Here is a 14,446-nt window from a genome sequence, read left to right on the forward strand (position 1 = left end):
ATCTGCCGTTCGCGTAGCGTGCGCTTTGCGCTTAGGCAGCAGCGAAGCTATCGCCTTGTTTGAACTTCTCGCTCTAAGTTTGCAACAACCACACGCGCTCCACCAGATCTGGCACGAGGGTTTCCCTCGTGCTTGGCAATAAGTCATGCACAGAGCCATTCAGTTTAGATACCTTATAATAAGAATTATAACTACATCTGACGCATTATGGCAGGTTCACGCTCCCTTCCTGATCAGCAGACCATTCAACGAATGGCAAGTCGCTACCCAGAAATCGATATTCCCTCGATCAATGACTAATGACTGCCAAAACTCGTTAACTTTATTTGTACCGACCTACTTATCAAGATAAAGATATACACACGCGAGTGGACAGGCGCGGGCATCGCCACAGCTTAGTGCCCCGCACCCGCCCACACACGTGCTTTTAAACAAATATTTAATTTGACGATATTTAGGTCAGGATACTAATCTATATACGTAAATATACGGATTCACCTGATGGTTCTCTCGACTTTAGAGCCTTCACCTGACCGTTCTCCATGACAAACTCAAACATATTGTCAGAGAACTTTTCGTTTTGGAACGTAAGGTTTTTGTAGGGAATCAGCTTTGATTCCGTCTCTCCTGGGAATACTAGATAGAGAAAATTATCATCTTTGAGAACGACCTGTAACTTCCCTTCAGTTGGTGTTTTGTATGTTCCTGCAAGCTGTGTTAAAACTTGCGAGTCTAGAATTTCTGCCTGACGGGTAAACGTTGCTTCTGCTTCGTCGATCGACATTACTACTTTGTTCACGTCGCCTTGGGGATTGGTAAGGAAGTTCACCGATTCCTTGCCGTAAAGCTCGTCATCGGGTGTATCAAAACGGTCATAGTGAAAATGAGTCAGAGGCAGCTGAATCCTTCCCAAGTTGAATTGAAGTTCGCTATTCTTTATTTCGATCTTAAGAATGCCGTAGACTGGGTGCGCGTATTCGCCCACGTAGTCAGCTAGGGAATGTGAGGGGGTGGTATTAGAAACCCGATCCGTGGCTGCTTTTGACCGCGCCTCTTTGTCTGCTTGTTTAGCCTTAAGTCTGACATTCAGCCAGCGATCGCTCCAAGGTGTTTGAGTCAGACCCAAAAGACGTTCGTAAACGTTGTAAGTGATTATATCTGTTAAGAGAGAACAATGATCGCCAATTGTGAAGACAATCACACCGAGTTTATTTTGAGGAAGAAAAGACATCTGGGAATGAAATCCATCAATAGCTCCCCCGTGATAGGTTAACAGATGTCCTCGATAAGATGCAGTCTTGCGACCCATTCCATAAACAGGGTTAAGCAATTCCCACCAGCCCCTTGTTTCGCCTAACACGTTTGGCAGTGCCATTCCCGGTTCTATGGTTGCCTTAAGTATGTTCTCAGGAATCACCTGCTTACCGATATAAGTGCCATCGTTCATCAATGCCGCGAGCCAGTGGGACATTTCTTCGATGTTGGAGATGATCGCCCCACAGGGAGCTATGGCATCTGTTTCCTCGTAGTACGGAATCTTGTAAATCTCATTGCTTTCTCGTTTTTCGGTAAATGGTACGCCGTAGTCAGACTGCTTCAACATCTCGGCAATGCTATAAATAGTGCTGTGCATGGACAGGGGTTGGAAAATTCTCTTGCAGACAAACTCTTCCCAGGTTTTTCCCGACAGCAACTCAATAATGTACCCAACAGCAGTATACATATTGTTGTTATAGATATAAGCTTCTCGCAGTGATACCTCTGGTTTCATGTACTGAATCCGATCAAAGACATCTTTGCGAGTAAGAGAGTCCTGTTTATACCACATACTGTCGTGACGAGTTATGCCCGTGCGGTGAGCCAGCATATCCCGCAAGGTAACGGTGTTATTTAACTCATTGTTGTAGAAGCGGATTGTCGGAACAGCATCACGGATCGGTTTATCCCACGTTAGTTTACCTTCTTCTACCAGCATTCCCGCAGCTATAGCAGTAAAGAGCTTAGTATTAGAGCCTATTGGGAAGAGCGTTTTAGAGGTAAAAGGCAGCTTCTCCTCATAGTCCCGATAGCCATAACCTTGGGCAAAGATGAGTTTATCCTTTTTTACAATTCCTACACAAAATCCTGGTGCGTTCCAGTCTTTCAGGAGCTTCTCCATCTCAATGTCAAAGTCTTGAAGCAAAAGAGCGATGTCCGTCTGTTGTGTCGTAAGTTGCATTGTGCTTTTCCTTTTAAGTTAATTTTAATAGTTGGCAGTGAAACCAGCTTATGCAGTGAATAAAGGGAACGGGTAACTCTTAACTCTAGCCTTGTCAACGTGGCTATACTTTTTATGGACGAGAAAATACGTACAGCTTTGTCTTCAACCGGACGCAAAACTCTGATCGTTGCCGGTTTTGCGACAGAAGTGGTGGTACTCCATGCGGTACCGGAAGCGATGCTCCAGCAGGGAGCCGCCCAAGGGGCGATCGCTGCTGGCTATCAGGTGTATGTTCCCGTAGACGCATGTGGCGGAATGTCGGATCGAACCGAAGAGGCAGCCTTCCGAGAGATCGAGGCTGCAGATGGAGTTACCACTTCTGTGGTGACTTTAGCCACAGGAATGGCTCCTGACTTTACGACTGAGTTAGGCAAACAGATGTTTGCTATTAGCTGAATTTGTGCTTTCATTTAGTAGTTTTAAAAAGTTTATAAACACCCTATTCTTTTCGTTTATATCTCATTTTATACTTTCGATATATTGTAGATCTTATAAAGAATCCTATAATTCTTAGTATGAATTAGAAAAAGATTAAACAATTCTGTTGTGTCTAATAAGCAGGCTTTTAAAAAGCCAAAATTAGTCGAATTTAAAAATTGCGTGGATAGCGTTTATGCAGCGTTGCTTTTACCAATACTCAACTGCCTTAATTCTGTGTAGAACTGGCATGATTGAGAAAAACAGAGGTAATTATAGTTAATCCTGAAACGAGAATTGATTGCGTGGCTTATGTGATAGCGATCGCAAGGGAGCGCAGCAGCGTTTGCGCAGCGCCAAAGTCTGCCGGGGGGATACTCCCCCCGGCGTTAGCGCAGCGGGACGTAGTCCGCTTTGCCCCTTAGGGGCTAGCTATCGCCCTAACTTCCATGCTAAGTAAACTGCTCAAAGTTGCAAATCAATCAGGAAACTAGCGAGACAACCATCGTTTTCCCAATTTTGTAATTATTACGATTTCAAAAAATTGATATTCAGACATTTCATGACTCATTGAGATGTCTGAAGAAGCTTTTAGGTTCTCTTGTTGGACGATTGAATAAAGCAATAGGGTTGAGATAAGACCAAAACCTTTACCACAAAGACAATGTAGAGACGTAGCAGGCACTTTCACTACACATCAGCAAATCTCACAAAAAATCCTTAACTGAACCGTATTGCCTAATCAAAGGGGATTCTTACATCAAAAAAATCCCTGTTTTTGCTTTCTACTTTGGAACATTTTGAGACAATTAAACGGATTATGAAACCGAAAGAAACAATCTTTGTTATTCCGACTTATCGACTAAGAGATGTAGCAGAAACTATTGAAAAGTACGATGATAATTTCTGGGTGAACGGACATGCTCCAAAAATCATTATTTTTGATGATTCAAGTGTTGCTAACTACGAAAAATACTATCAACTCCTAGAGCAAACTAAAACCGTCAACGACGTATTTTATGTCGGCCCTCGTGAGAAAGAACAGTTTATCAATTTCTTAAACCAGAGACTTCGCGATAAGAAGCTTGAGTCACTCGTCAGAAACCTGTTTCGACCCAGTTATGGCGGGAATCGGAATTTTACGCTAATGTACACACTTGGACATTTAATGGTGAGTTCAGATGATGACATGAGACCGGATGCTTTAATAGAAAATAGCCCCGAATCTTTATTAGCAGATGAAATCTGTCGAGGCAAACTATTCAAGTCCAACCAGGATGGTTTCGTCCATCGTTCCTATGATTTACTCACCTGTTTTGAGGATGTTCTCGGTCAGAAAGTCAATATGATACCGGAGAACTTCGAGAAAGGGGAACTAGTTGTAGATACAGCTATGGAATTAGAAACCAACACAACAAAAGGTTTTTTCAAAGAAAACTCTCTCTTACTGCAACGAAGCAAAGTCTCTAATAGTGCTGTTGTCAAAATTGCCCAGACTTTTAGGACAGGAACTCACGATATTGATACGCTTGATTTTATTCACATGTATCTGAATGATGAAAACCAAATTAGTCTAGACGAACTCAATGATATTTATGTTCTCGTAAATTTTAGACCAGTCGTTACCAACAAAAATTGGAGGATGGATTGTGGGGTCGCGGGGTATGATAATCAGTTTGGTTTGCCACCCTTTTTCCCGACTCGACTGAGGTTTGAGGATTACATCTATCGGCTTTGGATACAGCAAGAAGGGATAGTAGCTGCACACGTAGATGCTGCACAGAACCATATTCGGAATAACTATATGCGTAATCCGATTGCAAGTGAAATTTTCAATGAGGAGATATGTAATTTACTCAAAAAGAAGATCAAGAACGGTATTTATGAACTTGAAGATCTTACGATCAAGTTTGACTATTCCGGCGAAGTAACTTCAGAAGACTCTGAAGAAATCTTGGAAAGAGTCGGCGACATCTATAATCAAGTGGTCAAAGCTTCAATAACCACTCAGAATGAAGAACGTAGACAATCTCTCCAGTTCTTTGCTGACAACCTATCGCGCGTATTTTATGGGTTTGAACCCGATTTCTTTCAGCAAAATGTCTCTCGGATTGTTGATGACGTTATCAGTCAATTTCAGGCATCTTTAGAAATATGGCCCACTCTGGTCGAAATCTGCTACTTTCAGAAGGATAAGAAAGATTTACCGCAAACCAGAGTCAGGAATAAGAAATTAAAGTCTAGAAATGGCAATCGACTTTAACAACGACAAAATCCGTTACTAAAATAGAGTCATCCACCCAGACATGGCAAGCTTTGGATTGCGGTTAAGATAGAGGTTGCAATATGAACGACATGACAAAAACCCAACTACCTATTCCCCCGCATTTCAACCCCGAAGAAGTCGGCTATGTCTGGCGCGTACCTTACCAACAACGTGCAGAACAAGCGAGAGAATGGGCAAATAAATATAATATTAAACCATCTTCAGAAGATATAACACGCATTTGTTTACTTCTAATTGATGTACAAAACACATTTTGCATTCCGGAGTTTGAATTATTTGTAGGTGGTAAATCTGGAACAGGTGCGGTAGATGATAACGTCCGCTTGTGTGAGTTTGTCTATGGCAATTTCGGAGTCATTACTAAAATTATCCCGACTATGGATACTCATACAGCAATGCAAATTTTTCATCCCATTTTTTGGGTAAATGCTGCAGGTGAACATCCAACTCCTTCTGCTACCAATATTACACCAGCAGATATTGAAAAAGGGGTTTGGAAAGTTAACCCAGGAGTTGCTTACAGTCTTGGATATAACTATGAATTTTTAGAAAAACACGCTTATCACTACGTTAAGCAGCTTAGTCAAGATGGCAAATATCCTTTAACTGTGTGGCCTTATCATTCTATGCTAGGTGGTATCGGTCATGCATTAGTTTCTGCTGTAGAAGAAGCAGTATTTTTTCACAGTATTGCTCGTCAGACTCAGACACAATTTGAAATCAAAGGTAATCACCCTTTAACAGAAAATTATTCAGTCTTACGTCCAGAAGTTTTGGAAAGTTTTGATCAACGTCATATTGGACAAAAGAATACGCACTTAATTCAACAATTATTAGATTTTGACTGTGTGATAATCGCAGGACAAGCAAAAAGTCACTGTGTTGCTTGGACAGTGGATGATTTACTAACAGAAATTCAACAGATAGATTCTAATTTAGCGAAAAAAGTTTATTTGCTGGAAGATTGTACTTCCCCTGTTGTTGTTCCTGGTGTTGTGGATTATTCGGAAGCTGCAGATGCTGCATTTGAGAGATTTGCCACTTCTGGGATGCATCTGGTTCAATCCACTCAGTCTATTTTGAGTTGGTTTGAAGAATGATATTTAGTGTTAGATATAGCCATATTCCGCTAAAAAACGCAAGTTATAGCCGTGGAGAGTATAGTTACAAACCTTTAAACATTCTTTACCATGTCACAGTAGGTGTAGGCGAATCTGGATTTTTTTCTAATTGTATTTGTACAAGTGGAAAGATAAATAAAATGCCTACAACAGTAGCTAAAAATCCCACAGTTAAAAAACCTACCAAAAGATGAAATCTCAAATTTTTAAGCTTTCCTGCATTAGTGGCATTATTTAATGGAGAACTGACGGGAATTGTAGCAGAGAGAACTTTCAATACTTCATCTGCTGACTGATAACGATCATGAAAATTTTGGCGAACCATTTTATCTAGAATAGCAGCTAACTCAGGACTAACTGAGGCTTTTTCTCGCCAAATTATTTCTGAACTATTGGAATCTCGTGGTAAATTTTTGGCAGCTAATCCTGTCAAGGCTTTTATTCCTATAATGCCCAAGGCATAGATATCACTACAAAATTGTGGATTTCCTGCTAATTGTTCGCTGGGCGTATAACCAAGAGTTCCAAGAGGAATTGTTGTTATTCCTTGTCCTTGAGTATTTGTAGTCTGGGAACTGACTTGTTTGATCGCACCAAAATCAATCATGATAATCTTGCCATCTGAAGCACGTCGCATTAAATTTGAGGGTTTAATGTCTCGATGGATTACTCCTTGTTGGTGGATTACTCTCAAAATTTTCAGAACTTCCCGCAATAATTCGATGACTTCAGACTCGCTCAATTGCTTCCCAGAGTAAATTTCGTTGCTTAAATCCGAACCGTCAATATACTCTTGAACCAGAAAAAAATCTTGGTCTTCTTGAAAGTGAGCAAACAGTTGAGGAATTTGTTCGTGATTCCCTAACTTATAGAGAGTTTGCGCTTCAGTATCAAACAGACGTTGTGCTATTACCAACTGATCGGGATCTGAAAACTGAGGTTGGAGTCTTTTAACAACTCGCAAAGGCTTATCAGGGAGATGGGTATCTTTTGCGACATAAGTTTCGCCAAAACCTCCTTTGCCTAAGCAATAGAGAACTTGATAGTGTCCTCCTAGAGTATTCCCTATAATATTCATGTTACATAAGTGGTGAAAGCCAGATATTGACAATATTTTTGCATAAGTAAGTCGGCACGATAAAACCAATATATGTTGAGTTTTGTAAAAACTGTGGAATGAGCCATTTCTACGTTGTTTTCTAATTTTACATTTTGTTATATAAGTTAATTTTTGAACGCCGACTTACTTAATTTATTAAAGAATTGATATCATTTTTTTTATTATGACTTACCAATTCCCCTATAGTGCGACTATGAATCTCAGAAAATATCAACTTATGGCTCAAATTCTAGCCACAATTTTCATGCTATCTGGTACAAGCGCTTGTTCTTCTAAGCTGTCAGCCTCTCAAAATGAACCGACTGTTTTTAATTGTGTGGAACAAAAAGGTAGATGGGTAACTATTGCTAAAAGAGGAGAAGCTACTTCCAGTAAACCTATTTTTAGCTGGCAAACAAAAGAATTTGATGAGTGGACTCCAGAGAGACGCTGCTATCACGTTTCAGGAAAACTGACAACAATAGTGGCAAAGAATGGAGGCAGATTAAATGGTTTAAATTTAACTTTTGGTAAAGTAGATTCTGGTGAGACTGTCATTTGTGTTATTAATGCAGCTCAGAAAGACTGCGATCGCCAAAATCTTATTTTGACTCTGAATAAGGTAAATGCGAAAAACCCCAGTTTGGTCTTAGCGCAAATAACTAATTTTGCTCAAGGAAAGAGATCTGACAATACTGTCAATGAGAAAGGAAGAGTGACACAATTCGTTTCTTTAGAAGCCTTGGTTAATCGCTATTTTGATAAAAACAATGGTTTTTAACAAAATGTAATAATGATTAATAAAATAAAATTCTTTGTTATTCTGACTATCTCTATCCTCTGCGTCCTACTACCCCAGATTGCTAATGCTATCAATTACGAGCAAATCAGTGAAATAGCCAAAAAAATAACAGTTTTAATTGATGGCTGTAACTCTGGTTCTGGGGTAATTTATCAGCGTCAGGGCAATACTTACTACGTTCTCACAGCTAAACACATTTTTGATAATTCTGCTGTCGGATGTTTGGCGATCGCACCAGATGGAACGCGATATGAGATTAATAGCAATGACGTACTTGTTCCTATTGCAAATGTGGATTTAGCAGTAGTCAGCTTTAACAGCAACCAAGATTACAATCTAGCCACTATTGGCAATTCTCAACAAGCTACTTCTGGTAAAAATGTCTATGTCGTTGGTGCGCCAGAACCTAGTATAGCCATTCCCAAACGCACTACACTAGTAGTCTCTGGCAATATTGTTGGTAGGCAATCTTCTCAAGAAGGTTATGAATTAATTTACAATAACGCCACCAGTCGAGGTATGAGTGGTGGTGCGGTATTAGACGCGCAAGGACAATTGATTGGTATTCACGGACAAGGTGATCGAGTTGACAAAGAAAAGACAGGTTTAAATTTAGCAATTCCGATTGAGACTTTTTTAAAAGCTGAAATTGCCAATATTCCTAAGCCTATATCTGCTTCTACTCCTTTATCTTCCCCAGAACCACAAGTAGAAGTAAATTACAGTACCTTAGAAAACCAGTTAAAAACATTAGCTTGGAAAGAAGCTAACGATACTACAGTGAAGTTAATGCTTCAATTGGTAAATCGAGAATCTGAAGGTTGGTTTACTAAAGAAAGTCTTGCACAATTACCTTGTGAAGATTTAAAAGTTATAGATAGTCTTTGGCAGAAATATTCTAGATATAAGCCGGTTTTTGGAGAGGAACAGAGTAAGTTTGGTTTTAGTGTTCAAAAAACTATTTTTGAGGAAATTGTACGTCAACAAGGTGTTCGTAATGCCAACGCTTTTAATTTATTTGCTCAAGCACTTGAGTGGAGTGGTGGGTGGGGAGAAAAAAACTACGAATCTATTTCTTACAAATTAGATGCCCGAGCAGGACATCTTCCCGCTCTACCTGGGGTTTTACCTTTAGCACAAAAATCTGATCAGTCTATTGAGTCTTTACGTACTCAAGCAGGTGAGTATGCTACAAGGGGAATTATTATTTTGTTTGTTGGTTTACCTGGTGGGATTATGATAATTGTCCCTGTTTTGAGTTATTTCATTATTTCTATCATTCGTCCTAAATCTGATTACGATAAATGGGATGATGATAACGAGAAAATCGTAATTATTGTTGTATTAGTTTTAGTTAGTAGCATTGTATTATGTTTCTCATTACTGATGTGTTTTCATAGTAATCGTCTACAAAATGAAGCTACACAAAAACACAATACCCTACAAAAAAGTATTCCAACTGCTGGTTCTAAAGTTTTAGCGGGAATAGAACCTCTTATTTCTAGTTTAGAACGCTGCGAATTCTCAAAATTCAAGTAAGTTTATACTGAGCTTCCCGTTGAGCTTTGCGTGGAATTAAACAAGCAGACGACAGAAAAACAATTATCTACGCAAGAGTTAGTAGTAGAGGTCAAAAAGACGACCTCGATTTACAATCTTACTCACTGCTGTAAATATTTTCTAGGATCTTGAGCCGCCCAACCTAGGGATGAGCTAGAACGCACTTCAAAATGGAGATGGGGTTGGTTTGTGGTAGGTGTTCCAGTTGTACCCACAGTTGCGACGATGTCTCCTTTATTCACTTGTTGACCAAGGTCGACTTTGATATTTTCAAGATGGGCGTAGCGGCTTTGTAATCCGCCACTGTGATTGATAATGACTAAATTACCATAAGTCCCTTGCTCACTGGCAAAAGCGACTGTCCCATCAGCGATCGCTTCCACAGGCGTTCCTTTTGCTGCTAACAAATCCACACCACTATGAAAAAAAACTTTACCGTTGGTAGGATTAGTCTGCCAGCCATAAGGTAAAGCCACGGTTACGACTTCCGCTAATGGATACCCAGCTAATTTACTCGGAGTAGAAGTTGGTGTGACAGACTCAGTTATGGGACGATTGGGTGAGCGTTTTACCTCTGGAACAAACACAAATCTGGAATTTTTCTGACACCCATTCACCTCAAATAAGACATCAGGACGGATTTTATATTTTGCCGCTATTTGTCGCCAGTTTTGACTAGGAGGTACTTCAACAACAATCCCATTGTAGGGAGGTATTTGAATTTCGCGACCAATAGTAACTTTATTATTTCTTAAGGTCGGATTCATGGCGATAATAGTAGCTGGTGTGAGATTATAACGCTGGGCTATACTCTCCACAGTATCTCCTGGTGCAATTTTGTGTCGCCCGAAGCGTTCAAGGGCTGAACTCTGACAACCAGTGATAGTCTGTTGTGCAAGTGCAGAGTATGGGCTAGTATGTATAAGCCCAAGGGTGCTGGTGACTATGCTAATACAGAGAAAGAGCAAACGATAGCAAACAGTCATGTATACAAACGAGGCACTCAATTACTCTAGATTTTAAATCGCAACAGCAGGCGACCAGAGGTCGTGAGTCCTTAAGCAGTGCTTATTTGTAACGAAAACTTACTGATCAGCAATGAATCTTTGAGAAGAATTCAGAATGCAGAACACAAAACCCAGTTGGAACTCTAAAGGATGAATCAGCTACCACTTATCAGTTACCAGTGAGCCAGCGCTGCAGGAGGTGAGACCAGTGCTGCGGGAGGGTTTCCCTCCGCAGGCATCTGGCGAACCCGAAGGGGTCTCCCGACCTAGGCGACTGCGAACCCGAAGGGTTACCAGTTATCAGTTATCAGGTAGGAAACGGACTCGTCCACCCCTTGTTTACTGTTCACTGTTCACTGACTCCGCTGTTTACTGTCCGTGAGTTCTGACTCTACCAGTTCCGGGTTCTTGCTTAGTCAACTATCCCCTAACTTGACTACACTTAGAAGTTAGCATCTGCATTGCTGTCCTTAAATATAATGATTATGAAATTATCTTTATCTTTAAAGCAACTGGTTATTTATCTATCTTTATTGACTATCGGCGGCGGTGCAGGCTTGTTTGGTAGTCGCTACTTTATACCACAAAATACTTGGTTTAAAGAGTTAAGAAATGTAACAGCGTCTTCATCCTCGGAAACCCCAGTTTCAAATCCTGTTCAAAGTCAAGTTGGGGCTACTATTGGCGATAACATGAATTTTATTGCTAGTGCTGTTCAAAAAACTGGACCAGCAATCGTCCGAATTAATGCAACCCGCAAAGTGGCGAATCCTATTTCTGATGCTTTAAAGAATCCTCTGTTGCGGCGGTTTTTTGGAGAAGAAGAGCAACCATTCCCCCGAGAACGAATAGAGCGTGGTACCGGTTCTGGGTTTCTTTTGAGTGAAAATGGACAAATACTAACTAATGCTCATGTGGTTGCAGATACTGACACAGTATTAGTAACCCTCAAAGATGGTCGGACTTTTGACGGTACGGTAGTGGGAGTTGATTCTATAACAGATGTTGCTGTTGTCAAAATTTCGGCTTCTGATCTGCCAACTGTAAGAATCGGTAATTCACAAAACTTAATACCCGGTCAATGGGCGATCGCCATTGGTAATCCTTTGGGCTTGGACAATACTGTGACAATCGGTATTATCAGCGCTACAGATCGCACGAGCGCTCAAGTTGGTGTTCCAGAAAAGCGAGTCGGTTTTATTCAGACAGATGCAGCTATTAACCCTGGGAACTCAGGGGGACCATTGTTAAACGCTCAAGGCGATGTTATTGGCGTAAACACTGCTATCCGCGCCGATGCTCAAGGGCTTGGTTTTGCCATCCCAATTGAAACAGCAGCCCGTATTGCTAACGAGCTTTTCACTAAAGGGCGTGTACAACATCCTTTCTTGGGGATTGAAATGTCAGATCTTTCTCCTGCCAAAAAACAACAGATTAATCAAGACAAAAATCTCAAGATTAAGGAGAATGTTGGTGTCGCAATTACAGGAGTTTTAGAAAAGTCTCCAGCACAACGAGCCGGACTCCTTCCTGAGGACATGATTCAAAAAGTCAACGGTAAGCCGGTGAAAACGTCTGCTCAAGTACAGAAACTAGTAGAGTCCAGTAGTGTAGGCAAGATTCTGGAAATTGAGGTCAACCGCAACGGGGAATTCAAAACATTTCAAGTACAGTTAGGAACCTATCCCCAGAAGTAGTCCATAGTCAAGGAGTCTAATAATCTTTGACACTTGACACTTGAGCGTTGAGTGTTGACTTACGGATTGTTATTCAAATGATCTAACTGCATCCGTTGTTCCATTTGGCGAAGAAAATAACCCGTCATCATAGCCGAGGCTAAAAGACCCGCCAGATTGTCTCGATCTGTTGTAATTTGCACGTTAAAATTTTCAGCGGGTAACATACCGACTAGCCCTTGGACATTTTGGGAAATGATTTGTTTAATTTCGGGGCTGACGGACTGAGCGACGCGGGCTAGAACCTCAGGAGACTGGTGCTGTAGATACTTGAGTAAGTGGTTGGGGTGTTCCTCAAAGCTATCAGAGATAAGCTGATTGGGATGTTCCTCAGGGTAGTCATTCAAAAAGTTAGGATCAAACACCATTGGCTGTTTTTGTAGCTGAGTTTCTTATTCTACTCTAAACCATACTAGAAGGGTCAGGCATCTGGGCACCTCTTTCTGAGGTACTAGGATTGTTTGACAGTAGCAGAACTGCTGTTGGATTCTGCTGCTGTGAGTTCTAGCTCTAGTTGTTTTTGCTCCTGTCCGTTGGACAATAATGGCGGAAGTTGCTCGATTTGGAAATACTGGTGAAATTTAGAGGTGATTTGTAAAGAATACGAGCGAGATTCACTGTCTCGGCGTTTTCTGACAAAACCAAGTTCGACGAGTTCTTGAACGTGTTGATATGCACCAGAACCGCGCAGGTTAATCAAATCGCTTTGGAGTATTGGACTGTTTAAAGCAATTCCTGCTAAAGTCCGCAATGCTCCCACGCCCAATTCTACTGGAATCAGAGTTTGCACTAGGTCATGAAAATCTGAGCGCAGTTGCAAACTATAACCATTTGGAGTTTCAACAACTTCTAGGGCGCTATCTCGGCGGGCATACTCATCAATGAGTTCTATGATGCCTTCCTCTGCTGTCGCGCGATCGCAAGCGGCATACTCAGTAATTTCACTGATAGACAGGGGCTTACCCTTCAAATAGAGAATTGCTTCTATCTTGGTCGCTGCATTTATCACGGCATTAGTCATTGGTCATTAGGCCTTAAGTATTAGGCATTAGGCATTAGTTACTGGTATAGCTCTTAACAGGGAATAGGGAAGGCTTAACGCTTAACGCTTAACAGGTCTGAAAGTCTCGTGGTGTCCGTATTTCCTCATTAGTTCATGTCCTCATTTACCTGGCAACTGCTATACAAAGAAAAAATGACAAATCACAAAAGAGAATCACAGGTGTTTGGAAAGCTATCATGTTTAATGACATAAGTCAAGGTGATCATTGAGATCACCAAAGACGAACCTTGGGCAATACCCAAAATTGTAATAATTGACTTTACTCTTCACCCAGCCTGGTTTTTAGAATAAATTCAGCGATCGCCAAATCTTGTGGAGTTGTTAGCTTCAAATTCGTCTCCTCTCCTTCGATAACTCGCACAGGAAAGCCGCACTTTTCAAACAAAGCAGCATCATCTGTCACTTCCCACCCTTGACGGACACCTTCGGCGTGACACTGCTTGAGCAACTTAACATCAAATCCTTGGGGAGTTTGGGCTGCCCATAATTGCCGTCGGTCAGGCGTGCTTTGAATAATGCCATTTTCATCTACGACTTTAATCGTGTCTTTAACCGGGACAGCAGCAATCAAACCAGGACAGTCTCGAATTGCTTGAGCACAAGAGTTGAACAAATCTGGTGTGGCGAGGCATCTAGCTCCATCATGAATCAAGACTTCCTTAGCGGAGTGCGATAACGCCTGTAGTCCATTGTAAACCGATTCTTGACGCGTAGAACCTCCTTGAATCAATTCTACTGGCTTAGAGAGCTTTAATTGAGTAAGAATCGTCTGAAAATCTTGCCAATCATAAGGTTGGGAGATAATGCCTATCCAACTGATAAGACTAGCCGCTTCAGCAGCCAGAAGGGTCCACGCGATAATAGGCTTAGAGCCCACCACAAGTAGGAGTTTATTGCGGTCACTTCCCATTCTTCTTCCGGTTCCAGCGGCTGGAATTAATAAATGCACAGAATCCCTCAGTTTCACTATAGGGGATAGGTTATACCAATTCAAAATTCAAAATTCAAAATTCGTCTTAAAAAGTTTTGCGCCGGGAAACCCCTTCGGGTATCTCCTGCACAGACGCTACTTTGTAAGTCCCAAAGGGACACGC

12 protein-coding genes are annotated in these 14,446 nt (G+C 41.2%); 6 read left to right on the top strand and 6 right to left on the bottom strand.

From position 1 onward, the window contains the following. Positions 1–472 precede the first annotated feature (472 nt). Positions 473–2,218 (bottom strand): serine hydrolase, encoded by a 1,746-nt coding sequence (locus AC5590_RS05465; protein WP_169268290.1) that lies wholly within the window; start codon positions 2,216–2,218, stop codon positions 473–475. Positions 2,219–2,332: 114 nt separating this feature from the next. Between AC5590_RS05465 and AC5590_RS05470 the strand changes: the two genes are divergently transcribed. The 3 genes from AC5590_RS05470 (at position 2,333) to AC5590_RS05480 (ending at position 6,064) form a co-directional block, all read left to right on the top strand. Continuing rightward, positions 2,333–2,656, top strand: coding sequence for an isochorismatase family protein (locus tag AC5590_RS05470; RefSeq protein ID WP_169268291.1), 324 nt, complete (start codon positions 2,333–2,335; stop codon positions 2,654–2,656). Positions 2,657–3,497: 841 nt separating this feature from the next. After that, positions 3,498–4,940 (top strand): hypothetical protein, encoded by a 1,443-nt coding sequence (locus AC5590_RS05475; RefSeq protein ID WP_169268292.1) that lies wholly within the window; start codon positions 3,498–3,500, stop codon positions 4,938–4,940. A gap of 83 nt (positions 4,941–5,023) precedes the next feature. Continuing rightward, the gene (locus AC5590_RS05480; protein ID WP_169268293.1) at positions 5,024–6,064 is read left to right on the top strand and encodes a cysteine hydrolase family protein; all 1,041 of its coding nucleotides are present in this window, start codon (positions 5,024–5,026) and stop codon (positions 6,062–6,064) included. Positions 6,065–6,149: 85 nt separating this feature from the next. Here AC5590_RS05480 and AC5590_RS05485 read toward each other — a convergent pair whose 3' ends face one another. Then, entirely contained in the window at positions 6,150–7,163 is a 1,014-nt protein-coding gene (locus AC5590_RS05485) for a serine/threonine-protein kinase (protein ID WP_169268294.1), read from the bottom strand. A 358-nt stretch (positions 7,164–7,521) separates the two neighbouring features. Here AC5590_RS05485 and AC5590_RS05490 point away from each other — a divergent pair, with 358 nt between their 5' ends. Together AC5590_RS05490 and AC5590_RS05495 are read left to right on the top strand one after the other, a co-directional pair. Beyond that, on the top strand, positions 7,522–7,965 hold the full coding sequence (locus AC5590_RS05490; protein ID WP_169268295.1) for a COP23 domain-containing protein: 444 nt from the start codon (positions 7,522–7,524) through the stop codon (positions 7,963–7,965). A 12-nt stretch (positions 7,966–7,977) separates the two neighbouring features. Continuing rightward, the gene (locus tag AC5590_RS05495) at positions 7,978–9,525 is read left to right on the top strand and encodes a GUN4 domain-containing protein (RefSeq protein WP_169268296.1); all 1,548 of its coding nucleotides are present in this window, start codon (positions 7,978–7,980) and stop codon (positions 9,523–9,525) included. A gap of 122 nt (positions 9,526–9,647) precedes the next feature. Here the strand turns inward: AC5590_RS05495 and AC5590_RS05500 are convergent, their stop codons facing one another. After that, the gene (locus AC5590_RS05500) at positions 9,648–10,532 is read right to left on the bottom strand and encodes a peptidoglycan DD-metalloendopeptidase family protein (RefSeq protein ID WP_169268297.1); all 885 of its coding nucleotides are present in this window, start codon (positions 10,530–10,532) and stop codon (positions 9,648–9,650) included. 500 nt (positions 10,533–11,032) lie between these two features. Between AC5590_RS05500 and AC5590_RS05505 the strand changes: the two genes are divergently transcribed. Continuing rightward, the gene (locus AC5590_RS05505; RefSeq protein ID WP_169268298.1) at positions 11,033–12,250 is read left to right on the top strand and encodes an HhoA/HhoB/HtrA family serine endopeptidase; all 1,218 of its coding nucleotides are present in this window, start codon (positions 11,033–11,035) and stop codon (positions 12,248–12,250) included. A gap of 59 nt (positions 12,251–12,309) precedes the next feature. On the opposite strand, the gene AC5590_RS05510 is transcribed toward AC5590_RS05505, so the two are convergent. From AC5590_RS05510 to ispD, 3 genes are all read right to left on the bottom strand, one after another. Continuing rightward, positions 12,310–12,657, bottom strand: coding sequence for a DUF760 domain-containing protein (locus tag AC5590_RS05510; RefSeq protein WP_169268299.1), 348 nt, complete (start codon positions 12,655–12,657; stop codon positions 12,310–12,312). Between the two features lie 83 nt (positions 12,658–12,740). Continuing rightward, a complete protein-coding gene (scpB, locus tag AC5590_RS05515) occupies positions 12,741–13,295 on the bottom strand; it encodes an SMC-Scp complex subunit ScpB (protein ID WP_169268301.1) in 555 nt (184 codons plus the stop codon). Between the two features lie 316 nt (positions 13,296–13,611). Then, positions 13,612–14,301 carry a 2-C-methyl-D-erythritol 4-phosphate cytidylyltransferase gene (gene ispD / locus AC5590_RS05520; RefSeq protein ID WP_169268300.1) on the bottom strand — a complete coding sequence of 230 codons (690 nt, stop codon included), beginning with the start codon at positions 14,299–14,301 and terminating at the stop codon, positions 13,612–13,614. Positions 14,302–14,446 lie beyond the last annotated feature (145 nt).

The organism is Brasilonema octagenarum UFV-OR1 (assembly GCF_963888615.1).
Taxonomy (GTDB): Bacteria; Cyanobacteriota; Cyanobacteriia; order Cyanobacteriales; family Nostocaceae; genus Brasilonema; species Brasilonema sennae.